The following is a 24,734-nucleotide window of genomic DNA, read 5'->3' as shown; positions in this document are numbered from 1 at the left end:
TGTGTTTGAAAAGAAAAAAGGTTTAGTTCATAAAGTGTAATTAATTAACATACTTTCACCAAAATTGACGAAGAACCTTTGAATCGTGCCAGTGATTTCGGTCTGATTGTGCCAGCTATTACGGTTCAAATGATGCCACTTTAATGGTTTAGTTTTTCAAACTTCCGTTTTTTTACGGTTTGATTTGTGCCACTTAAAAGATTAAGAATGACTTACCTTGTCGCTTTAAATACAGCGATATGGCTAACAAACTTGATCCGATGGACTTAAAACAAATACTCACCTTACATATGGACGGTTATAGTAACCGTAAAATAGGTTCTGTCTTGGGTATTTCCCGAAATACAGTTAACACTTATATGCAGTTATTTGCTGGAAGTGAATATTCATTTCAGGAGCTATTACACTTTGACACAGCATCTTTATCGGAACTGTTTTCTTCTCATACCACCCTTGATACAAAGCGCCACAATGAACTCATGCTCTATTTTGAGGGTGTCAATAAAGCCCGTAATCATCCTGGCTTTACATTCTTATATCACTATCAACAATATGTTGAGATTGCTGCAGAGCCTTATAGCTATACCCAATTTCTAGAGCATTATCGTCGTAAATATCCAAAAGAGAAAGGTTCAATGAAACTTCAGCACATTGCTGGTGAAGAAATGTTTGTTGACTTTGCTGGGAAAAAGCTAAGCCTTATTGATAAAAATACGGGAGAGATAATCCCCGTGGAAATATTTGTAGCTATATTACCATGCAGTCAGTACACTTATATTCGGGCATGTTTGAGTCAAAAACGTGAGGATCTAATATCTTGTTGCGTTGAAGCCCTGCGATTCTATGGAGGTGTACCTAAAGCTATTGTATCGGACAATCTAAAGTCTGCTGTTAATAGGTCGAGCAGATACGAGCCAGATATTAATCGTAGTTTTAAAGACTTTGCACGTCATTACAACTGTGTTATCAACCCCACCCGTAGTTACTCTCCACAAGATAAAGCTCTGGTAGAGAATGCTGTTCATCTGGCTTATCAACGTATTTATTATCCGCTTCGAGAGATGACGTTTTTCTCATTAGAGGACCTTAATAAAGAAATTTCTGTACTGTTAGAGCGTTATAACAATTTATTATTCAAACGTAAGGAATCCAGTCGGATTGAACTTTTTCAACGTTCTGAACGTCAGTATCTCAAAGACTTACCTGTGAGTGCATATGAATTGAAGGATTATAAAAGAGCAAAGGTGCAAAAGATGGGGTATGTTTGTTTTTCTCCTGATAAAAGCTATTACAGTGTCCCATACCGTTATATCGGTAAAGAAACGACCATCCATTATACCAAAAATCGGATTGAGGTATTTTATTATCATGAACGAATTGCTTTGCACCAACGCAACCCTGTTAAAGGAAGCTACATCACCAACACTGACCACCTGAGTAGTACACACAAATTTTATTCGGACTGGAATCCCGAATTCTTTAAAAATAAAGCTTCTAGACATGGAGAATATGTTGTAGCCTGCATTGAAAAAATATTAGCCTCACATGATTATCCTGAAATAAGCTATAAACGCTCTCTGGGAATTATACAATTACACCGTGCTTATGGATCTGAGCGATTAAATAACGCCTGTAAAAGAGCCTTGGATACAGAATCATGCTCATACCTGAGAGTGAAAAACATTCTCAAAAATAACATGGACAGGATACCTATATCTGAAGATAATATTAAACAAATGCAACAACACATTCCTTTCCATGAGAATATACGCGGTGCTTCTGCTTATGAATAATAAACCATAAAATAAAAATAATGAATAATCAAACAATTGAAAAGTTACGTAACATGCGCCTAAGTGCTATGGCACAATTACACCAACAGTACGTGAAAGAAAACAGGTTTGAAGGTATTACCTGTGATGAATATCTTGCCATACTTATCAATCACCAATGGGAAGATCGTGAAAATAACAAGATCGAAAGATTACTAAAACAAGCAAGCTTTAGACAGAATGCTAACCTAGGTGACATTAACTATTCTGGGGATAGAAATCTAGACAAGAACATGTTTGCACGTCTGGGAACATTGGACTTTATGTTACGTAAAGAAAATATCATAATATGCGGTGCTTGTGGTACTGGAAAAAGTTTTCTTTCTCAAGCGCTAGGGCATCAAGCTTGTATTACTGGAGTGAAAACTTTTTATACTGTAACTGCAAAACTCATTAAAAAACTCAAAATGAGTAAAGCGGACGGTACATATCTTAAGGAACTGGAAAGACTAGTTAAGATTGAATTACTTATACTTGATGACTTTGGTTTGCAGGCTTTCGACAATCAGGATCGTGAATCTTTAATGGATATAATTGATGACAGACATGGAAAAAGATCAACTATAATATCTTCTCAGATACCTGTATCAGCTTGGTATGAAATAATTGGAGGAGAAGGGACTATTGCGGACGCGATATTAGATCGAATAGTTAACTCATCTCATCGTATTGACCTAAAAGGAGAATCTCTCAGAAAAGGAATAATGAAACGGAAATAATAATATCTTTTTTATATAATTGTATGATCTTTTAAGTGGCACGGTTTGACCGAAACCCTTGGCATCATCCCTCCGAAATATCCACAGCATACTCCTTTAATTCTTACATATATTAAGCAAACATGTCTACTGTTTAGTTTAATTACTCTTTTACTTATCACAATTAGAACACTAAATTCTTTGAAAACCGAACTTGGAAAGTTAACGTTTGGAATCCTTTGCTGCGTAATAATCTATCACATTTGGGACAACATTAATGAATTAATAGTCATTTATAATGCATCTAAACATAATATTGAAACCTCTGATATCATTACAAAATTAGTCAAGCCCATACGAATAGACACTTCCTTAAATGCACTCTTATATCTTATTCCAATTTTTATAGGATTATTCTATGTCTATAGAGGGAGAATAAGAATATGGAAATTCAATGCTGTATTAGCTTTCTGTATATTAGGAATAGTATTATCTCTACCGAATATTATTATCAACAAAAATATAGGTAACATCATTTTCACAAGCACCGCAGTAGCGTTAATGCCTAGTTATTTTTTGGGAATAATTATGCTCACAAAATCCGCAAGAAAATTAAGGTAGATTATTGAATACTAAATTTCAAATCTTAATAATCTACCCTAACTACTATAAATTCTAAAGCTCAATTAAAGCTTTTATAACTTTATTTTCAGGCTTAAAAAACGTGTCAAATTCCTGCGCTACGCTTTCAAATTCAAGCCGATGTGTGATAAAAGTATACGGGTTTATTTTCTTGGATTTGATATTATCCATTACGAATTGAAAATCTTGCTTAGTTGCGTTTCGACTACTCATTAAGGTTGACTCTCTTTTATGAAATTCTGGATGGCTAAAACTGAAATTGTTTTTTTGAATACCGACGAGGACGAAAGTCCCTCCATGTGCCAAATATTGAAGAGATTGTTCTATAGCTCTTAGATTTCCGGTAGCATCAAAAATAGCTGTGGGCATTTCACCTTTCGTAATTTCTTGTAGCTTTTCGAGCGGTTCATCGACTCCAACATGTATCGTATGTGCAACGTTTAATTTCTCTCTACAAAATTGTAATCTGTCCTCATTGACATCCATCACAATTACATTTGCGCCAGCAATACGACTAAATTCTATAAGTCCTAACCCTATAGGACCTGCCCCCACAACGAGTATATTTTCTCCTACCTGAACATTAGCTCTCCTAATAGCATGTGCGCTAATAGCAAAAGGCTCTACCAAAGCCAATTCATCCAAGTCCAATTCTTGCCCTTTTATAATTAATTTGTTTGGCGCAACCATATATTCTGTCATTCCGCCATCAATATGCACACCCAACACCTGCATTGAGACACAACAATTATCTTTACCTCTCTTACAAGCGACGCACTGTCCACAAGATTTGTAAGGAATTAGTGTCACATATTCTCCAATCTCAAAATTAGAGTCTGTAGTTTCGACGATTTCTGCTGCTAACTCGTGTCCTAGAACACGGGGATAATTGAAATATGGTTGTGTTCCTTCGAATGCATGTATATCCGTACCGCAAACCCCTACTCTTCTTATTCTTAGTAAGGATTCACCTTCGTTTATTTTTGGTATTGCTGTTTCGTAGTATTCAAAATTATGAGGTTTTTCGCATCGAAGGGTTTTCATTATATAAATATGGCTATAGTATTTTTGATTATTTAAGTTTTACACGTACAATTCGCCCTGTGTTTGTAAGATACATGTATTTTTCATCGGCAGATAATGCGACATTCGAAACAGGACTTTTGAATCTAATTTTACCTAGAAGTTTAGCATTAGCATCAAAAATCCAAACACCACCAGGACCACTTGCCAGTACAATATTACTTTTGGTTATTTTAAGGCCATCTGGTAAGCCTGGAGATCCATCCAATGAAGGCGTTGCATCGTAAAAAATCGTTGGCTCTTGTTTCAAATTGTTTGCATTTAACACATACCAAGTCGCACTTCGTGGATCAGAATTACTTACAATTATTTTATTTGATTTCGGAAAAATCGCAATACCATTTGGTCTAGTCAACTTATCTGTTAGAAGGTTCAATTTTCCATCATTTTTGAATACAAAAACACCATTAAAGTCTAGCTCCTTTGCTGGATCTGTATCATTTTGAGATGGTAAACCATACGGAGGATCCGTGAAAAATAAATCTCCATTGGAATGGTATACCGCATCATTTGGACTATTCAATTTTGATTTCTCATAGCTATTTACTAGCGTCACATAGTTAGGTTTAGGTGATTTTATTGAGCTATTCATACGTCCCATTTGACGATCCCCGTGTTGACAAAGCACCAAATTACCCTTCGGGTCTAACAACAAACCATTGCTGCCTGGTTCGCGCGTAGCATCTGCTGCAGTTTCGGTATATCCACTCGGATTTAAATACAGTTCCATGCCTTTTGCTTCAGTCCATTTATAAACCGTATTGGAAGGAATTTCGGAGAATAAGAGCATTTTTTCTGACTCTACCCAAAGTGGTCCTTCTGTCCAACGCAGTCCTTCTATCAACACTTCGACCTGCGCATTGGCATTAACAATATTTTTTACCTTTTCATCCAACACTTCAAGCTCTAGTTTTTCAAACTTAATTTGCTGAGAAAAAACAGGTATTTGAAATGCCATTGAGATTAAAAATGCAATAATGTATCTTCTGGTGATCTTCATGGTAGTTTATCCTTGGTATCTTATGAAGATAGGAAAAATATTTTTTTCACGTCCCATTATGTAAGTTTTAATACATGAGCAATGTCATTTTTCTGTGCATCTTTCGGCCATTCAATCTGTAAAATATCAGCATTTTGTTTGAAAACCAATGGCTTTTTATAACCAAGTAATTCAATTTTTCTAACTTTCAAACCTTTGGATGTTGTTGTTCCCAAAGATTGAATTTTAACTTGCTTTGATTCTGGTTGACCCATTACGAAAGCATACAGAGATTTACCTTTTTGGGTAAAACGAAAATCTTCAGCAACAAGCGGCTTTCCTCGACCTTCATTGAATCCTTGAGCATGCAATTCTGGAGCATGTGCTATGGCTGGGCCTTCACCAAAGGTGTGCCACGGCCTAGTTCCTATGATTGCTTCACTATTTAACTGCATCCAGTTAGCAATACCTTCTACCGTTGCTCGTGCTTTGTCATCAACAGAACCATCTCCACGCATTGGAACACTTAATAAGAGATTGCCATTTTTGCTGACTACATCCACCAACATATGGATGACCGTTTTTGCTGACTTATAATGCCCCCTATCGTATACTCGACGATCATAATGCCACGATCCTATACAGGTACATGTCTGCCAGGGCTCGGGTTCTATGCGGTTACTTTGACCTCGCTCGATATCCCAGATCATACATTTACGCTGTTGCTCATCCAGTATTTTTCCGGTAATGACAGCTTCTAACTTACCTTTATTGTCCTTGATACTTTTATTGTAGTAATGGGCAGCAATTTCCAAACCCACATTACTTACAGGCCATAATGGCAACGCCGTATCGTCAAAGTAAACTACATCAGGATTATAATTATCTATTAATTCTATCGTTCGATCTTTGAAATTTTTGCAATATTCATCGGTTGGTACGCTAACGCCTGTATTTACGTCCCAATGCCATTGCTCGTGCACTTTGTGATCATTCAAGCTGTCTTTGCTCAATTCATGATTTTGCGCATAGAGTTCTTGTGGATCATATCCTTCCCACCATGTTCCTTTACCATCTTCTTTTTTTAATTTTCCATCGTAAGGCACACCTTGAAGAGGACCATTTTTATCCGATCGCTGAGCCATCTCGTACCAAGTCCATGCATGTGCGGCATGAACACTTACACCAAATCGCAATCCGCGTTTACGTGCAGCCTTTTCCCATCCTCCAACAATATCTTTCTTCGGCCCAAAATTTAGACTATTCCATTTGTGGTGACTACTCTTGTACAAATCCAAATTATCGTGATGATTTGCCAAGGTCATGAAATATTGTGCTCCTGTGCGCTTGTATAGATCCATCAATTCTTCTGGATTCCATTTTTCGGCTTTCCACAAATTGATTACATCTTTAAAACCAAACTTTGAAGGGTGCCCATATTTCTCGACATGGTATTTGTACTGATCAGAACCTTCTTGATACATTCCTCGTGCATACCAATCGCCACGCTCGGGCTGACATTGTGGTCCCCAATGCGCCCATATTCCGAATTTTGCATCACGAAACCACTTTGGTACATTATACTCTTCCAGCGATTTCCAAGTCGGATTGAATGGAACTTTTGTCCAATTGCTAATGGTTGTAGCAGCAAATGACTTACTTAAAAATAAGGTTGGGATTATAGCTCCGATAGATTTTATTGCACTCCTTCTATTCATAGTAATCGTTTTTTACTCAAGAAATTCCACCCTTTACACAGATATATATTACTTCGTAAAAAGTATACCCCTCTAGAAAGTGATATGATTTGAGCGTATTATAATTGGATTTATTAGATGCCTCTTTTCAAATGTAGTATTAAACAACAGTATAAATGTAAAATTTATCGACTACTAGTAGTACTTTATCGACTTTTAAATATTTTTATATTACATTAGTCCAATACAAATAAACCTACTTTTACATCATATGAAAACCCAAGAAAGCATTAATGATTTAGACTTTATCTTATTAAATATTGGATACGCTGAACACAATGCCGATTGGAACTGGAAAGGCATAAGTAGTCCTTTTGTTAGATTACATTTTGTGGTCAAAGGTAAAGCAAAGATTCATCTAAGCAATGAAAGTTTCGATCTGCAAGAAAATCATATGTATTTAACCCCCTCCTATGTTCAACACAGTTATGATTGCGAGGGTGAATTTCATATTTTCTACATTCACTTATACGAAAATCTAGACCGAAAAGCCAGCATTTTTGATAGGTATAAGTTCCCTTTTGAAATACCTGTTGACGAATTACTTGCTATGCTTATTAGAAGATTGTATTCCTTAAACCCAGAACGGGAATTAAAGAAGTATGATCCCACAACGTATGATAATTCCCAAGAACTCATCAAAAATTTATCATTAAATTACAATAATTCAGATGCTTCGAAATTGGAGACACAATCCATCATAAATATAATACTATCTCGATTTTTGAATTGTTCGATTATTAAAACAGAAATACAAGATCAAAGAATCCATAAAGTCATTACCTATATTCATGAACGTATTGAGCATCCCATAGCAATTGAAGAATTAGCTGATTTGGCCAATTTGACTAAAGATCATTTGATTAGACTGTTTAAAAAACAAATGGGTTGTACGCCTGCAAAATACATTAATCAAAAGAAAATTGAAAAAGCACAGTTACTTATTTTGATGGAAAACATCAGTTTAAAAAATGTCGCTTATAAATTAGGCTTTGAAAACATCTCCTATTTCATCAGGTTGTTTAAGAAAATAACGGGCGAAACCCCAAGTACTTACCGTAAAAAACAATAAATTAACTTGAAATCATTATATTGTACCAATACAATATGTTATGAAGAAAATCAATACTCAACTTTATCAGATTTCAGTTTTACCTAGGCTTAGTATCAATTGTTTTATTGCTGATGGAATATTATTTGACGCAGGAATCAAATGTAGTTACCATAATATTAAAAAAGCTATCCACGAAAAACCAATAACTAAACATGTATTAACGCACGCACACGCTGATCATCAGGGAAGTAGTGCTCAAATTTGTAAGGAATTTAATATTCCATTATTTTGCCACAAGGAGGAAGTGCATAGAACAGAAAGCGGCTTAGCCGTATCTGATTATCCAGCACCTACAGGAATAATAGCTAGATTTCAACAAAAATATTGGGCAGGAGAAGGTCATCCTGTTACAGACACACTCAAAGAAGGTGATATAGTAGGAAATTTTATTGTAATTGAAACGCCAGGACATTCAGCAGGGCATTTGTCATTTTTTAGAGAAGATGATGGCACACTCATTATTGGAGATGCATTATGCAATATGAACTTATTGACCACAATTCCTGGTTTACAGTTGCCTCCATACCTTTTCACTTCAGATCAAAATCAAAATATCCAATCCTTAAAGAAACTTTATGACTTACATCCCAAAGTAATTTGTTTTGGGCACGGACCAGTCTTGTTAAATACGAAAAGACAGTTTGAAAAATTTATCGAAGAATTAGATCCATTACGTTAATCGCCATACAAAAAAAGCGATTCAAAATCATCCTAGGGGAATTGGAATCAAATGAATCGCAAGCTTAACTATACTAATAATTATGATTAAAGACTTATATCATTGCTTTTGGTTGCGTACATACCGATAAGCGCACCAGTAAAGCCTCCAGCAATATTTGTTGACAAAATATCACCTGAAACTGCACCACCTAAATTTTCAAATGCTTTGCCATTTTGGGAGAAATTGAAATTATAATTATCACCATCAGCAGTTACCTGTAATTTGACGGCTGAATTATCTTCCAATTTTTTCGAAGCCAACACTTTAGTTTCACCTTTTTCAGTTCTTGCTAAAAGTAAATAGTTATCATTTCCTGATTTAGTAATTCCAAACACATAGTTGAAATTTTCACTTTGCAAACAGGTAAGACCTGCTAAATCTTTTTCAGAAGAAGGCGTATAATGCATTTCAACCTCTGCAGCAAAACTATTGTGTTGTTGTCTATAAAATAAGGCAGAAATTGGTTTCTTTTCTTTGATAGATACATCCAAGGGTTTGATTCTTACTCCATCTTTTGATAATTCTGAAAAAGGCTCTCTTGGGCCACGCAATGCCACCCATCTGTGATCAAATGCATTTCCGTCAAATTTATCCGTAAAAACGAAATTTCCATTTGGAAAATAATCTCCCGAATTCGTTTTGTTTTCTACACCAGAAGGCATAGGAATAGAAGGCTTCAACACTTCTAATCCGCCTTGAAATACTGGAAATTCTCCAGACCAATCAACAGGCAACATAAATGTTTCTCGTCCTGTATTTACACGATTTTTTTCGTTTGGACGAATTGCCAAAAATACACTATACAATCCGCCATCAGGACCTTCGACAATATCCGCATGTCCAGCCCATTCTACAGGATTCGGACGGCTTTTGTCCAAGTGCCTTTGCGTCAAAATAGGATTTTTTGCTGCTGGAACATATGGTCCACGAGGATTGTCACTACTAAAAATCACTTCGCTGTGATCATCTGCCGTTCCACCCTCCGCACACATCAAATAATATTTGTTATTTCTTTTGTAAATATGTGGTGCTTCGATCCAAATCGGCTTTTTGGATATATCTACCCCGCCATCAACAATTATTTTGTCTGTACCAGCAATTACTTGGTCTTTTTCTACATCATAATCCCATATCTTAATTACGCGATGACCGGTATACAATTCTTTACCCGGATCTGGTGCATCATTATGAATGACGTAAGCTTTTCCATTATCATCAAAAAATAAAGAAGGATCAATACCTTGAAAATCAAGTTTAATTGGGTCAGACCAGTTTCCTTCTTTAGGATCTTTAGTTTTCACCACCATATTGCCGATACCACCAGCAAATTGTGTGGTAATCATATAGAACGTATCGTTATTTGGATTGTAACGAATAACAGGAGCATAAATGCCTTCACTAATCCCCGAAGTATAGACTTTGAGCTGAGATTCTCGATCCAAAACGTGTCCAATCTGTTTCCAATTTACCAAATCATTGGAATGGAAAATTGGCACACCTGGAAACATCGCAAATGAAGAATTTACTATGTAATAATCATCTCCCTTTCGCGTGATACTGGGATCGGGATAGCAACCTTGTAATATCGGACTGTAAAACTGTCCTGCTTGTAGCGGATTTTGCTCGTAAATTTTATCCTTTCCTTCATAAGTAAAACTTGTGAAAAGCGGCTCACCCAATTCGGTGTTTTTATTTTTACCTTCTTGGCAACTCATAAATATAGTAGTCGCTAGTATGGGTAATGTCTTCAATAATTTTCCAAAATTGTTCATGTAACTAGTGGTTTTATGTTTAAAGCAATTAATAGATTACAAATCCTCCGTTAGGTTGTATGGTAACTTCATAAAGCCCATTCTTATCTAATTTGATATTCTTAATTGTCGGATTCTTATTGATATCATCATTGATCATGTTGAGGTTTTTAGTTTTCAGCATGGAGATGTCAATTTTGATTTTCAAACTTTCCTTTTGGGCATTCACACCTGCTATGTACCATTTATCTTTGTGTCTTCTTCCCAAAATCGCATATTGTCCTGGATAACCATCAATGAATAATGTCTCATCCCAAGTAGTAGGAACTTCCTTCATGAAATCTATAAGGAAGGATTCTGCCTCGGTCAAATTATTAGGAGTCAATGCAAAAGGCTGCACAGGATTTTGAAATAATACAGCAGTTGCCATTTGAAATGCATCCGTGGTAAGTCTCTTATTTCTAGTTTTGTTGTCTTTGGTCAAAAAGTCATTTAAAAACACGCCACCAAATTCCATACTGCCTACAGCATTACGAATGAATGGATGCAAAGTCGCAAAAACAGCTTCATTATCTCGTGCATATTGCGAGAATATCAACATTTCTGACGCTAATACAGCTTCACTGCCCACAAAATTTGGATACAATCTTTCCCATCCTCTTGGCAATGTGGCACCATGGAATATAATCATCAACCCATGGTCATTCGCATCAGATAATATATCTTCATACAAGCGCATGGTTTCTTGCTTGTCTCCACCAAAAAAATCAACTTTTAATCCTTTAACACCTACTTTTTGAAGCCATTTCATTTCTTTTTTACGCGCAATAGATGTACTCATAGAATTTCGAGGACCTTGAGGTGCATCGTTGAAAGTTCCATTGGAATTGTACCATAAAAACACATCTACATTTTTGGAGTTAGCATATTGAATCAATTTCTCCATCCTATCTCTTCCAATATTTGTGTCCCAAAGCGCATCAATTAATATATAAGGATAATTTAAAGCCGATGCCAAATCAATATATTTTACTTGATCATTCCAGTTCATACTTTGGTCTTGCCATACAATCCAGCTCCATGTAGATTTACCAAACTTGTAGTTTTGTGATGGGGCATACAATGGTTCCACTACATCAAAAGGAATTGTAGTCTTGACAATCGGACTCAAGTTGTCACCGACAGTTATTGTTCTCCACGGCGTAGCACCAGGTAAGGAAAGTGCAGCTCCCGTACTTCCAAATCCATTATTTTGCTCCTGCTGCGGATAATTAACATAAAAAACACCATCAGCTGAAATTTCGCTTAAGTGCGAAGCGCAATACGCACTGGTCACGCCAGTCTCTGATAATAATACCCATCCATTATCTTGAACCTTAAACAAACTTGGAAACACAAAACCAAACTGACTTTTTGCCGAAGCTATTGGTGCATCAATACTATACCCACTTTCATAACTAACAGCTGTACGCGCGAAACCAGTCATTGGTTTCATCATCGTAGAGATAAATGCAGTTGTGCTCGTTGGAAATTTGTAGCCCGTGTTCTCTGCATGTATTACAACGCTACGCGTTTCTTTCCAAGTTGGTAATTCATAGCGAAATGCAATATCATTATTGCTTACTTGAAAAATCACAGCGAAAGATTTTTTATCTGCATTTGTAAAATTGGTAGTCAAGGCATTAGCGTGATAGCTAATGTTCGACACCTTGATTCTATCTTGCGAATATTGCTTTTCTACAACCGAATTTTTACTATTTTCGAATGCTAAACCGCTTATAAAATCTCCTTCATTAGATTTAAAACCTAATGGTGATTTTTCTAAAATAGTCTTACCTTTAAGAGTTACACTGTAAAATGCTTTATTGGCATCAACATGTATTTCTACACGCAATTGCTTATTTGGACTTTCTACGGTGGCTACCTGCGCAATCAACAAGTAATTGCTAGCAAGCAACATAAAAGTCAATATATGACGAAGTCTTAGCATAAACTATTTTCTAATTTTAATGGACAAAATAGACTTTGGATTAATCGTTAATGATACAACTTGATTATTTTTCGTAGCATTAACGGAAGCCGTTTGCATATTCTTAGTAGCAGTAGTTTCCACGCCAGTCACGCTCGTGAAAGCTTGCGGTAATTCAAATTGTACAGTTGGAATCAAAGCATTACCTTGATTTTGTATGATTAATGTATAATCCGAAGTTCCTTCATAAGCCGTTACTAGAATATCATTATTACTTGCTATTTTATCAACAGCAATTCGCCTACGCTCTGTGGCATACTGTGCATAATGCGATAAAACGTATCCTCGTGGAAGCAATTCTCCTTTTACAGTGCCAAACTCACCATCGCCCAACATGCTGTAGTGTCTTTTGAGGTACCACCAGATATAGGCATTGAAATTCGCTTCCAAACAACCATGTAGCTCTTTTGCGAATATCAGCGCGTCATTCCAACTCCAGTCATTAGCTGAATTGTTATTCATCAAATGTTCGGTCATCCAAATTTCCTTATTGTGTTGGCGTGCTAGCGGATAATCTCCTATTCCCCCACCGTATAAGTGTGTTCCTATAATGTCCAAATGTTCACGCGCTATCGGGTCATTTAAAGTAGGATCTGTATATTCTTTTTTGAAATTGACTGCTTCCGCAGCAATAACTTTTACCTTAATGTCCTTACCGTGATTTTTTATAAAATTCAAAATTTGCTGTCCTGTCCATACGCAAGCATCATATTCCGGATCCCAATCTGGTTCATTTTGAATAGAAACAGCCTCAATAGTCACCCCATTTGCAGCCATGTAATCTACAAAAGCATTTAAATGTTGTGCATAATCCGCATAATATTCGGGCAACAAATAACCACCATTACCTCCACCTTGTTGTTTACTACTCTTCATATGTGCCGGTGGAGACCAAGGTGACGCAAATATTCTAGCGCCTAAAGATTGTGCTTTTTTTGCTATTTCTAAGTCCCTGTTCCAATCGTTTGAATTGGGATAAATCATCATTCGCAACATTTTATAGCCGAGGCCATTTTGTCCATACAATCTGTCTATTTCAGCCACGGTCAATTGATTTCCGCCTTGCCATAATGCTGGATTTAACATACCGCCAAAACCCGTAATCTGTTGATACGAAGTAGAAGGTTTTACTTGCAACACTACAGGAGGTTTGGTTGACTGCTTTATAGTAATTTGCTTAGATTCGCCTGATAAAATATTTTTAAGTTGAATGGATTGTATGCGTTCCGTATTGGTGTTATTCTCGGTATAATTAAATTGTACACGCGTTTGACTACTGTGGTTAAAACTTCCACCCTTTAGAAAATTAAAACCTGATAAAAATCCTTCAGAAGGGATTATTAACTCCCATTCGGTATTGCTCCAGATTATTGTTAATGCGCCTGAACCACCCTGGGCATCCAAAAGTATTTCTTCCTCTTTAACTTTTAAATCTACTTGAGGAGTTTCATCCTCGGATTTAGAACAGCCAAGAATTAGGGCAAACAGTATAAATAATTTAAATATGAAATTAAGTCTTTGCATTATCGTATTAATTATGGTGTTTCATAGGGAGTTTTATTTTCTTTAAATCTTCTAATTCATGTACCGGACGTTCGATATGATACGGAATTGGCATTTTTGAAAATGTCTGGAAATACAGTAAACATGCGTCCTTCCACCAAACAGCATCACGACTTTGAATTTTTAATCTACTCTGCACGTGTTTGAATCTTTCTTTGTCCACATAAGATTCCATGCTATCCCATACACGCTGAAAATCCCTCACCTCTTGTACACCTTTGTCATAGTGCAGACAAAGCTCATCCCACAATGTATTGCCACTTTTCATTTTATAATTCCACGGCACGTGATGAAACCAGAGTAATAAATTTTCAGGACAAGCTTTGATGTCATTATATTGCGTGCGCAAAGGTTCATTGTATTGTGCTATGGCATTACTGCCACTTGTTGTTCTATTAAAACCTACACCAACAGAGTCCGCATTGTGGTAGTACCAAGGCATCCAATCGGCTCTTCCCCCCGGCATATTGCCCCAAGGTTCAGGTCCATAATGATGGTCAAACGCAAAAATGTGATGTAAGCCCAACGGCATCATATAATTCACTACTGCTTCACGCGAAGCCATCATCAAATCCGTTAATTCATTCACGAATTTGGATTCATTAGTGAAAGTCAATCCAAGCCATTCTTTTGCTATTTCTTCAGATGATAGTTGATGATTCCACGCTAATTTGCCGAAAGCATACCAATTCGCTTGCCCGAAATGGTGACCTGTCCAGTTGGTGTCTTCTCCAATATTCGCAACACCCGCTACAGCAGTTTTAGTAATTTTTCGAAGTGATCCATCCGTTATTTTGGCTACGGTAGAACCCTTTCCATCTGCGTAGGTGTCGCTGTCAAATGTTTCTTTGAATAAGGGTGCTAAATAAGCCAAGTGATTCGAAAAACCTAAATATTCTTGTGTAATCTGAAATTCAATCATCTGCGCAGTGTTCTTCATCGCTCCAAACAATGGCGTAAAAGGCTCTCTCGGTTGAAAATCTATAGGTCCATTTTTAATTTGAATGATTACATTATCTCGAAATTGCCCATCCAATGGTACAAACTCCTGATAAGCTTGCTTAGCGCGGTCTTCTTTAGTAGGATTATATACGAATGCACGCCACATTATTGTGCCACCATAAGGCTTAATCGCATCAGCAAGCATATTCGCGCCATCAGCATGCGTACGTCCATAATCTTGTGGACCAGGCTGACCTTCAGAATTTGCTTTAACCAAAAATCCTCCAAAATCTGGAATGATTTGATAAACTTCTTTTACTTTATTCTTCCACCACAATTGTACGTCCTTATTCAATGGATCCGAATTCTCTAAGCCACCGATAACTTTTGGAGAAGAAAAATTAATGGATAGATACACTTTAATGCCATATTTTCTAAACACGCTTGCAATAGCTTTTACTTTTTCGAAATATGCGGTTGTCAATATTTGAGGTGATGCGTTCACGTTATTTAGAACGGTAGCATTAATACCAATAGAGGCATTTGCTCTAGCGTAAGCTTCGTAGCGAGGACTCAATACTTGTGGTAATTCATCCCATTTCCAAAGGGAATAACCAGCGTAACCACGCTCTACCGTACGATCTAGATTATCCCAATGGTTTAGAATACGAATATCATAAGATGGAATTTCTTCTACATTATAAGTCCCTACTTCAATACCAACCGCTTGTTTTTGCAATAAATGGTAAGCACCATATAGAATTCCTGCAGATTGACTTCCTATAATTTGTAGCTTGTTGCCAGCGCTTGAAATTTTAAAACCATCTTTAAGCCTTGTCAACTTTCGATCTACGACCAATTCAATCGAATTTCCTTTCCAATATTCGTCCAACTCCTTCTTCGCTAAAAGAACAATTTCGTCTTTGGATTTCGTTTGAATAGTGCGTTTTGAAGAAATATCTGGCGATACTTTTTCAAAGCGTAACCACAATGAACTTCCATCTTCAGCATATGTTGAAAGGCAGATTAACGTGAAAAGAATACACAAAATTTTAGTTCTGAGCAAAATCATAAGTATGGTAGATTATAAGGTTTAACTTTCTATTGGTCGAGAAAGTGAAATTGTATAAGAGTAGAAAAAGCAAGAATGACTTACTTTTTCTACTTTATTTTTGATTGTTATTGTCCTTCGATGGTAATTATCTTACCATCATTATCATATTGCAGTTCAATCACCTTCATGCTTCTCAACCAAGTTTTACCACCTGAAGGAACTGAATCGTGATAGAATAAATACCATTTATCTTGATAGTTAAGAATACTATGATGCGTAGTCCAACCCACAACTGGCGTCAAGATTACACCTTGGTAGGTGAATGGCCCATACGGATTATCACCGACAGCGTAACACAATAAATGCGTATCACCTGTAGAATATGAAAAATAATACTTTCCATTGTATTTGTGCATCCACGAAGCTTCGAAAAAACGTCTTTGTGTATCTCCTTGTTTCAGTGGGTTTCCATCTTCATCCAGAATCAAAACATCTTTTGGATCTTCAGCAAACTGCAACATATTATCCGTCAATTTTGCTACTTTTCCTGTCAATGCATCTTCATCAAAATGTGGTAATACAGAGCCATCAATCAATTTATTGTTTCTATAATATTGCAACTGTCCGCCCCAAATTCCTCCAAAATAAAGATAGTACGAACCATCGTCGTCTTGAAATGCACATGGATCAATACTGTAACTTCCTCTTATCGGATCATCTTGAGGTACGAAAGGTCCCTCTGGCTTATCACTTACCGCAACACCAAGACGAAATACATCTGTTTTATCTTTCATCGAGAAATACATGTAATATTTCCCATCCTTGTGTGCTACATCAGAATCCCATAATTGTCGTCCAGCCCAAGCGATATCTTCCACGCCTAGCACTTTACCGTGATCTGTAACCTCACCATTTATATCATCCATCGAAAAAACATGATAATCCTTCATATTAAAATGATCACCATTATCGTTTTCTTCTACACCACTTTCCCAATCGTGAGACGGATAAATATATATTTTACCATCAAATACATGGGCAGATGGATCCGCCATAAAATCACTTGGATACAAATATCTTCCTTTACTCATTTCTTAATTGCTCTTCAAATATTAATACTTATTTCTTACCCAATTTGATTAGATCTTGGATAAATGGTTTTGCTTGATAGTTACGATCGAATAATAATGGGTAATCAGTTCTGCCTGGTACAGGAAATCCGTTTTTCCATGAATCACCATCACCTACACCCCAAAGTGTTACACGATCAATTTTATCTTTATGCTTTAAGTAAAGTGAAAAGAATTCAGCATATCTGTTACCCAATTCTTTCATCTTCTCCTCTGGCAAACCATCAACGTATGGATTCAATTCCTTGCGGTACGCTACTCTATCGCTAATTTCAGCTCCCATGTTTGGACGCGCATTTGGCAAAACCGAAATTTCCATTTCTGTAACCATCACTTGTACGCCTAAACTTGAAAATCTCAAGATTGAATTTTCAGTTTCTTGAATTGTAGGGTAATCCAAACCATTGTGCTCTTGCATACCTATTCCATGCACTTTTACACCGCTATCAATAACTTTTTTTACCGCTCTGTAGATTCCTTCTCTTTTTGCGGGTAGCGCTGTAGAATAGTCATTATAATACAATTGAGTTTTTGGATCTGCTTCGTGCGCAAACTGGAATGCCAACTTGATGAAATCCTCACCAATTATTTGGTAAAATTTACTTTTGCGGTATTCACCATTATCCAAAATAGCTTCATTAACAACATCCCAGCCGTGAACTCTGCCTTTGTATCTGCCAACAACAGCGTGGATGTGTTTGCGCATGCGTTCGATCAAAACTTCTTTAGACACATCATTTCCATTCGCGTCTTTGAAAAACCAAGATGGTGCCTGAGAATGCCAAATCAACGTATGTCCTATAATTTGCATACCGTGTTTTTCACCATATTCGACAAACTTGTCAGAATCTTTGAAATTGAAAACACCTTCTTGCGGCTGCATATTCTCACTTTTCATACAGTTTTCCGCAACAATAGAATTGAAATGCGTCTCAATTACTTGTTTAGCCTTATCATTTCTTTCCCAAATCTGATTTAGGTTTAATGCTGTACCAATATAAAATTTGCCTTTATAAGCATCTTTTAATGTACCACTCGAAGTCGTAGTGTTATTTACCGTCTGTGACTTCGTAGATGAACATGCAACAAATACAGATGTCACACTCACCAATAGGATTGTCTTTATTATATTCATGTAATATGTTATTATTTAGAGTTTCTAGATTCTATTTCAAGATTTATTTTATCGATTACATCATCTTCCAATTCATATTTGGATATGATAAACATAGCCACTACAAGAAGAATTGCAGGTATTACGACTACTAACCACAATATGCCCTGTTGTGCAAATGCAGATTGTTCCAATACATTATCTTTATCAAATGCAACGTATGCTAATACCAATCCGGGTACTACACCGCCCAGTGCCATACCAGCTTTGTAAAATATACCTGTCAGTGCATTCACTATACCCGATATTCTTTTACCCGTTTTATATTCGCCATATGATATTACTTCAGGAACGAGCGCCCACATATATCCCGTTGCCACAATTATTCCAGTTGATTTGATAAATTGTGCAACAAATACAAGCCATATTTGTGATTTCAAAGACGGAACTACAGATACAATGTAGAGCATGACCATTCCAATAATTGCAACAGAAAGAAAAACATAGAACATTTGTTTCTTACCTATCGCTCTCTTTATAGCTGGAACTAATGGCATAAAAATAAATGCGGGAATAGATCCCAATGCCATAAAATAAGGTAACATCTCTGGCGATTGAATATTATAAATCATATAATACGATCCAGCCGAATTACCAATAGCCATCATCGCAAACGCGGTAATGAAGAAAAATGCTAGGACACGTAATGGACCATTGTGCTTGAATTCAACCCACAAATCAGATACCTTCACATTTTCCGTATCTTTTTCGTCCATGATTACCCGCTCTTTTGTTTTGGTATAACAAAAGATTAACAATGCTAAACCTACAAGTGCATAAATTGTCATCGTAATAAACCACGCTTCTCCAGAAGCACTTGAATTTATTTTGCCATCTGGCGAAAAATATTGAACGACAATAGGCACTCCATATCCAACGGCCAAGCCTCCAAGATTCGCCATGAACATACGTGTCGATGTCAACTTCGTAATCTCATCGGTATCACGCGTCAACGACGCATTCAGGGCACCGTAAGGAACATTGATCAATGTGTAAAGCATCGACAAACCTACATACGTGATGTACGCATAAGTCAATGACCCCGAAAATCCATTCCAAAAACATAGTATCGCAAAGCCCGTCAGTGGTATACCTCCCAACACTAAATACGATCTGTATTTTCCCATTTTGGGATTTCCCTTGTCTACTAGTGCACCAACAATTGGATCCCATATCACGTCTATAATACGAACAACTAGGAACATCACACCTGCAGCCGCCGCTGATATTCCAAATACATTGGTATAAAATATCAGCAAATACATGGACACAGTTTGGTAAATTAGATTTTGGGCCAAGTCCCCAGAGCCAAAACCTATTCTTTGAATTTGCGAAAGCTTATAAAAGCCTTTTGATTCACTTTTTACTTGTGCATCTTGATTCATTTCTCAATTTTATAATTGGTAATTTATGGTTTCATTTTACTTTGTGGTGGACCTAGATAAGATCTTTTACGACCTCCAGTATCCAATATTATTTTTTGAATTACTATGCCATGTTCTAATGGACGAATACGAATGTTGTATTCACCAGCAGAATCAAACTTATGCGTTGTCGTATTTTCAATGATGCGCTGTGCTTGCCATCTTCCTAACTCACCTTTATAATGTCCGTTAACATTATGGATCACTTCGGGCTGTCCGTTTATCGAAATTGCATAACGCAATCCTTTATTGGCATTAAAATTCAATGTTGGTGATGTAAGAACTGTAAATTTATGTTCTCCAGCTGTAGAAATTGCTACTTTATATTCCAAGTAGACATCTTTATCCATAGGCGCTGTAATTGGGAATGTAGTAATAGCTGATTCTGTTTTCCCAAGATTTGGAATTTCCTCCCATTTCACATTTCCTGCATTGTTGGCTTTGAAATAATTATTCGCTTCTATGGCTACATAACCATCTTCTTCTACAAATATTTTCGAAGGATTTGAAGACGGTTTTATATAGGATACAGCAGGCATAATACTATTTGGTGGATTGTTCCAACTTCTATAACCAATGCGCACTTGATCCATCATGTGCTTCCATTTTCCATTTGAAAGTGTATTGAAATGAAGTGTTAATAAGGAATCCTGTTTGTAAGCAGCTACAACTTTATCCGCCCAATAATTCGCTGCAATATCATTTTTCTTAAACAACTCATCATGTTTTGCTTTAGCATAATATAGATCATAAAGATTTGACATGCCATTTATCGGGAATAACACCAATTGATCAAAAGCATCTTTATAGGCATTCGGTAGTTTATTATAAAGTCTGTAGGCATCAACTAATAATTCTTTGTATTCAGTTACCACATTTTCAAATTCATTGTAATTTTCAAGACTATAAGTTCTGTGATCCAATAGCTCAGGTGTGACGCGGTGGTTAAACTTCGTATATTGTTCTATTAGGCGAGCCGCCTCCTTTGCATGCTCTGCTCCAAATTGTTGCGTACACCATGCAATAGTATGATCAAACAAATTAGATGGATTAAATTGTTTTGGATTCCAAGCCATATCCAAAAAGAAAGAAATCGGATATTCTTGAGGTTTTAAATCGCCAACATTCACTACCCATATACGATCTACACCATGCTCATAAGTCAAATTCATTTGTTCCCAAACTCTAGAAACTTGCGAAACATTTAACCATTTTGAATTACGAGGAGCACCAACATAATCAAAATGATAATACATGCCGTATCCCCCTTTGCGTGGCTTACCATTCAAATCTGGCAACTTTCTAACATTTCCCCAGTTGTCATCACAAAATAATAATGTCACATCATCTGGCACACGCATACCATTATCGTAGTAATCTTGCACCTCCTTGTATAATGCCCACACCTGCGGCGTTTCACTTGCTTTTTTCTTCGTAACGTCTTCAATGATTTGACGTTGGTCTTTGACAATTTTTTCCAATAGCGATACATTTTGCTCTTCGCTCATCGGCTCATCCCCATCTCCGCGCATGGCTATAGTATAGATTGTTTCCCAATCTTTGGCTCTTTCTACGCCACCTTTCCAAAAGTCACGCAATGCTTTTTCATTCGTACTGTAATCCCAAGCACCTTTATTTCCAAATCGTTTCCATTCATCTTGTGCTCGAGCTAGAGGTTCGTGATGTGATGTACTCATCACAATGCCCATTTCATCTGCTAATGCGCCATTTAGTTTATCATCATCATAAAAAGCACTGCCCCACATCGCTGGCCACAGAAAATTACCTTTTAACCGAAGGATGAGTTCAAATACTTTTTCATAGAATTTACTATTGTAACCCCCAAAAGTGTGGTTCGCCCAACGTGTTAAAGCAGGGTATTCATCGTTTAAGAAAATACCACGATATTTTACCGCTGGTTCATTGTCAGTGTACATCCCCGGTTTGAAGTAGATATTACTTTGTTTTTCAACAGGAATATCCGCCCAATAGTACCAAGGTGATACACCAATCTGCTTCGACAATTCGTAAACACCATAAATAGTTCCGCGTTTGTCACTTCCAGCAATCACCAAAGCCGAATCAACTCCTGCTATAGGATTAGCAATTAATTGAATTATGAATTTTTCGTTCTTGCCAGTAAGGTCTTGGGTGTTAATTTTTTTTGATTTTATGATTTGATCAATATGTTTTGAATGACCAATTGTTCCGATGATAATAGTCTTTTTTGCACTCTTATTTTTCGGCTTATGCGTAGTTACATTCTCAAAATCTACTTCTAAATTACGAATCGCTCTTACCACACCTTTCCAGTCTTTTTCATCGTAAATAATTGGCAAAGGAATTCCTTTATCCACTACTTGGAAAAATCCTGTCTCGGATTTAGTGTAAATGAATTGTTTCGTAAATTGAGTTTGTGCATTTATCGTTGTATAAAAAAATGCCAAACAAAATAGAAATGTATATTTCAGATTGATCACTACGGAAATTAAGTTTGTTTTAAAATTCAGTTTATAAAAGGTTACAGCAATCCTGCTTTGTTTATACTGTAAAAGTACCAGTCAAATAAAATAGCTAATGGTACATATGTATTATTTAAGAATAAAAATGTTTAAAAAATGGATTTGATAGCTCAAATCCAACATTTACGTTTTAATAAAACGTTTTTGTCTATAAAAGAAGAGAGGGGAATATTTGCTTGCGCAAATAAATCCCCTCAACCTTCACGATACAATATATTACCTAATTATTGAGCAAACTTTACATGATATGTTTTTACGACACCATTATGATCAAACTTCACAACCGATGGCTCTTGCAACGATTTTGCTTGTGTAATGGATACCTTTACACTTTTCGTATCCGATGAAGCAGTAACCTTTGGTAAAGCACTTAACTTTTCATCATATTTAGCTTCATACAAATCGTAACCAACAATACCGTTTTGGTCTGTCGAACGCACTGGAGTTTTAGGAAGTTCTATTGGTTTACCATTAACCAATATATTAATTTGAGGTACTTTAGGTCTGTTCAATGGTTTATTTTTAGCGCTAAATCCTAATCCACTCAATTCATATAAAACTTCACCATCTTCTCCTTCGGTCACCAAAAATATAGCGTTCTTCTTTTCTAAATGATCTACATATTTAGACACATTTACGGTAAATTTTTGTTCTGTTCCACTTGCATTAGCAGGAACTACGACTTCCCCAATCTTTGTACCTTTCCAAGTAGCATTTGCCCATGGACCATCTAACCAAATGCTGACTTTAAATGAATTTTTACTTTTAGGAATTAAGAACAAATTAATAGCTGTATTATTTCCTTTTTGCGTTCCCTTGAAAGCTTTCAAACCATATTGATCTTTTGCTAAACCGCCAAAACCAAAATATTTGTAACCAAGAATAAGACCATTTTTAGCATGAACAGGCATATGATTGTCCCAAATATCCCAAGAATCTTGTTGAGCACCTACGTCAGATAAATAACTCGCATATCCTGCCGAATAATATTGATATGGATCCAAGCCGTAGAAATGAAAACCTTCGGAAGTCACTTCAGCACCTTTATACTCATTACCTTTACTGTCTTTTGCAGTCCAAATACTATTTTCACCATACGGATCAAATGCGCGGATGCGTACAGTTCCACCATCTGCTACAGATTTTTCATCCCATTCAATTTTTACTGGAGCTACTACTGCTTGACGCGCAAATCCAAAATTACGAGGAGGTCTATGGTAGAAAGCATACCATTGTCCATTGATCAATTCAATACTTCCGTGCGTATTATGCCCTCCGTTCGTCCCTACTAGACTAGTACCATCTTCACTCAAAACTGGGCCTCTTGAGTCCACCAAAACACCACCACTTTTCCAAGGTCCAAGTGGAGAATCTCCTACTAAATAACGTAATGTAGAGTTTGAACTTCCCATACCATATTCAGGACCAGAATAACCACTGTATACCGAAACGAATTTATTACCGACCTTACGTATAGATGATGCCTCAAAAAAGTTGAATGAACCTAAATCTTCACCAGATAAAATATGTGGATAAGTAGTCCCTTCAGGATCACGCAATACACCGTAACGCGCACTTGCTGGAATGAATCTATCTATTATTTTTTTTCCTGGACGAAGTGAGTACATCGTATTTTGATCCAATTCAGCAGCTAATGAACGTTGGAATCCCCAATAGGCATAAGCCCTAAATCCGATTTCGTAATCTGGATCTTTTGGATCATCAATTTGCTCGATATAAACAGCTGGGTCAAATCCAAGAATAGATCCAGGTAGCGTACGCTTACCATCTTCTGTAAGGTTGATCGGCTTAAATGGTCCATCTGGACGATGACTTTTTGCAACCATCGCCTCTCTATTTGGGCCTCTACTGTGTGGATACAGGTAGTATTCCTTCATACCATTTCTACGTTTCACTTCCACTAAATCAGGCGCGTACATCACATCCCATTTACCATCTATTTGGTATGTAAAAATTGCACCTTCGTCGCGCCAACTGGACAAATCTTCAACAGGTGCTGACCACATCCTGATGTCTGGACCACAATAGCTGGTTAGACGCAAATCATGCGAACCAATGATATACGCTCTGAATTTACCTGGTCGATCCGGATCTTCAAACACGCGTGGTTCACCATCTGGCAAATGTTCCCACAATGGCAAATATGGATTACCTGCTGCTTGATGCACAAACTTAGTCGTTTTACTAGGTTTGGGCTGTGTAGTTGGCGCTTGTGCATAGCTAGCTGACAACATTGCGAATGTCGTGCCTATCACAAGAGCCATTTTCTTTTTAAATGTATGTGTGTATCTTTTCATA

Annotated in this window: 16 protein-coding genes; 4 read left to right on the top strand and 12 right to left on the bottom strand. The window is 36.7% G+C overall.

Translation table 11 applies throughout. From position 1 onward, the window contains the following. The first annotated feature begins 239 nt into the window (after window positions 1-239). Complete coding sequence (istA, locus tag GOQ16_RS04515; RefSeq protein WP_160068217.1) at window positions 240-1,793, top strand: IS21 family transposase; 1,554 nt, start codon at window positions 240-242, stop codon at window positions 1,791-1,793. 20 nt (window positions 1,794-1,813) lie between these two features. Continuing rightward, a complete protein-coding gene (gene istB, locus GOQ16_RS04510; protein WP_160068216.1) occupies window positions 1,814-2,551 on the top strand; it encodes an IS21-like element helper ATPase IstB in 738 nt (245 codons plus the stop codon). Between the two features lie 654 nt (window positions 2,552-3,205). On the opposite strand, the gene GOQ16_RS04505 is transcribed toward istB, so the two are convergent. Genes GOQ16_RS04505 through GOQ16_RS04495 form a run of 3 tightly spaced genes read right to left on the bottom strand, consistent with a single transcriptional unit; the run spans window position 3,206 to window position 6,952 of the window. Beyond that, a complete protein-coding gene (locus GOQ16_RS04505) occupies window positions 3,206-4,216 on the bottom strand; it encodes a zinc-binding alcohol dehydrogenase family protein (protein ID WP_160068215.1) in 1,011 nt (336 codons plus the stop codon). A gap of 28 nt (window positions 4,217-4,244) precedes the next feature. Beyond that, entirely contained in the window at window positions 4,245-5,255 is a 1,011-nt protein-coding gene (locus GOQ16_RS04500; protein WP_160068214.1) for an SMP-30/gluconolactonase/LRE family protein, read from the bottom strand. Between the two features lie 56 nt (window positions 5,256-5,311). Next, the gene (locus tag GOQ16_RS04495) at window positions 5,312-6,952 is read right to left on the bottom strand and encodes an alpha-L-fucosidase (protein WP_160068213.1); all 1,641 of its coding nucleotides are present in this window, start codon (window positions 6,950-6,952) and stop codon (window positions 5,312-5,314) included. Between the two features lie 250 nt (window positions 6,953-7,202). On the opposite strand from GOQ16_RS04495, the gene GOQ16_RS04490 reads away from it, so the two are divergent. Together GOQ16_RS04490 and GOQ16_RS04485 are read left to right on the top strand one after the other, a co-directional pair. Further along, window positions 7,203-8,063 (top strand): AraC family transcriptional regulator, encoded by an 861-nt coding sequence (locus tag GOQ16_RS04490; RefSeq protein WP_160068212.1) that lies wholly within the window; start codon window positions 7,203-7,205, stop codon window positions 8,061-8,063. A 40-nt stretch (window positions 8,064-8,103) separates the two neighbouring features. Further along, entirely contained in the window at window positions 8,104-8,784 is a 681-nt protein-coding gene (locus GOQ16_RS04485; protein WP_160068211.1) for an MBL fold metallo-hydrolase, read from the top strand. An 86-nt stretch (window positions 8,785-8,870) separates the two neighbouring features. Here GOQ16_RS04485 and GOQ16_RS04480 read toward each other — a convergent pair whose 3' ends face one another. From GOQ16_RS04480 to GOQ16_RS04440, 9 genes are all read right to left on the bottom strand, one after another. Further along, on the bottom strand, window positions 8,871-10,598 hold the full coding sequence (locus GOQ16_RS04480) for a glycoside hydrolase family 43 protein (protein ID WP_160068210.1): 1,728 nt from the start codon (window positions 10,596-10,598) through the stop codon (window positions 8,871-8,873). Between the two features lie 28 nt (window positions 10,599-10,626). Continuing rightward, the gene (locus GOQ16_RS04475) at window positions 10,627-12,567 is read right to left on the bottom strand and encodes a glycoside hydrolase family 97 protein (RefSeq protein ID WP_160068209.1); all 1,941 of its coding nucleotides are present in this window, start codon (window positions 12,565-12,567) and stop codon (window positions 10,627-10,629) included. Window positions 12,568-12,570: 3 nt separating this feature from the next. Further along, a complete protein-coding gene (locus GOQ16_RS04470) occupies window positions 12,571-14,130 on the bottom strand; it encodes a hypothetical protein (protein ID WP_160068208.1) in 1,560 nt (519 codons plus the stop codon). A gap of 7 nt (window positions 14,131-14,137) precedes the next feature. Next, window positions 14,138-16,183 carry an alpha-glucuronidase gene (locus GOQ16_RS04465; RefSeq protein WP_160068207.1) on the bottom strand — a complete coding sequence of 682 codons (2,046 nt, stop codon included), beginning with the start codon at window positions 16,181-16,183 and terminating at the stop codon, window positions 14,138-14,140. 107 nt (window positions 16,184-16,290) lie between these two features. Further along, complete coding sequence (locus GOQ16_RS04460; protein ID WP_160068206.1) at window positions 16,291-17,256, bottom strand: glycoside hydrolase family 43 protein; 966 nt, start codon at window positions 17,254-17,256, stop codon at window positions 16,291-16,293. 28 nt (window positions 17,257-17,284) lie between these two features. Then, the gene (locus tag GOQ16_RS04455; protein ID WP_149915262.1) at window positions 17,285-18,430 is read right to left on the bottom strand and encodes an endo-1,4-beta-xylanase; all 1,146 of its coding nucleotides are present in this window, start codon (window positions 18,428-18,430) and stop codon (window positions 17,285-17,287) included. Between the two features lie 11 nt (window positions 18,431-18,441). Beyond that, window positions 18,442-19,854 carry an MFS transporter gene (locus GOQ16_RS04450; RefSeq protein WP_160068205.1) on the bottom strand — a complete coding sequence of 471 codons (1,413 nt, stop codon included), beginning with the start codon at window positions 19,852-19,854 and terminating at the stop codon, window positions 18,442-18,444. A gap of 23 nt (window positions 19,855-19,877) precedes the next feature. Then, on the bottom strand, window positions 19,878-22,340 hold the full coding sequence (locus tag GOQ16_RS04445) for a glycosyl hydrolase 115 family protein (protein ID WP_160068204.1): 2,463 nt from the start codon (window positions 22,338-22,340) through the stop codon (window positions 19,878-19,880). A 299-nt stretch (window positions 22,341-22,639) separates the two neighbouring features. Further along, the gene (locus GOQ16_RS04440; RefSeq protein ID WP_160068203.1) at window positions 22,640-24,733 is read right to left on the bottom strand and encodes a glycoside hydrolase family protein; all 2,094 of its coding nucleotides are present in this window, start codon (window positions 24,731-24,733) and stop codon (window positions 22,640-22,642) included. Window position 24,734: the final 1 nt, after the last annotated feature.

It is taken from the genome of Sphingobacterium bovisgrunnientis (genome assembly GCF_009829085.1).
Classification (GTDB): Bacteria; Bacteroidota; Bacteroidia; order Sphingobacteriales; family Sphingobacteriaceae; genus Sphingobacterium; species Sphingobacterium bovisgrunnientis.
This window is presented reverse-complemented; position numbering and strand designations above follow the sequence as displayed.

Coding starts and splice junctions, on each gene's coding strand:
- istA (WP_160068217.1), top strand. CDS start 240: ATGGCTAACAAACTTGATCCGATGGACTTAAAACAAATACTCACCTTA.
- istB (WP_160068216.1), top strand. CDS start 1,814: ATGAATAATCAAACAATTGAAAAGTTACGTAACATGCGCCTAAGTGCT.
- GOQ16_RS04505 (WP_160068215.1), bottom strand. CDS start 4,216: ATGAAAACCCTTCGATGCGAAAAACCTCATAATTTTGAATACTACGAA.
- GOQ16_RS04500 (WP_160068214.1), bottom strand. CDS start 5,255: ATGAAGATCACCAGAAGATACATTATTGCATTTTTAATCTCAATGGCA.
- GOQ16_RS04495 (WP_160068213.1), bottom strand. CDS start 6,952: ATGAATAGAAGGAGTGCAATAAAATCTATCGGAGCTATAATCCCAACC.
- GOQ16_RS04490 (WP_160068212.1), top strand. CDS start 7,203: ATGAAAACCCAAGAAAGCATTAATGATTTAGACTTTATCTTATTAAAT.
- GOQ16_RS04485 (WP_160068211.1), top strand. CDS start 8,104: ATGAAGAAAATCAATACTCAACTTTATCAGATTTCAGTTTTACCTAGG.
- GOQ16_RS04480 (WP_160068210.1), bottom strand. CDS start 10,598: ATGAACAATTTTGGAAAATTATTGAAGACATTACCCATACTAGCGACT.
- GOQ16_RS04475 (WP_160068209.1), bottom strand. CDS start 12,567: ATGCTAAGACTTCGTCATATATTGACTTTTATGTTGCTTGCTAGCAAT.
- GOQ16_RS04470 (WP_160068208.1), bottom strand. CDS start 14,130: ATGCAAAGACTTAATTTCATATTTAAATTATTTATACTGTTTGCCCTA.
- GOQ16_RS04465 (WP_160068207.1), bottom strand. CDS start 16,183: ATGATTTTGCTCAGAACTAAAATTTTGTGTATTCTTTTCACGTTAATC.
- GOQ16_RS04460 (WP_160068206.1), bottom strand. CDS start 17,256: ATGAGTAAAGGAAGATATTTGTATCCAAGTGATTTTATGGCGGATCCA.
- GOQ16_RS04455 (WP_149915262.1), bottom strand. CDS start 18,430: ATGAATATAATAAAGACAATCCTATTGGTGAGTGTGACATCTGTATTT.
- GOQ16_RS04450 (WP_160068205.1), bottom strand. CDS start 19,854: ATGAATCAAGATGCACAAGTAAAAAGTGAATCAAAAGGCTTTTATAAG.
- GOQ16_RS04440 (WP_160068203.1), bottom strand. CDS start 24,733: ATGAAAAGATACACACATACATTTAAAAAGAAAATGGCTCTTGTGATA.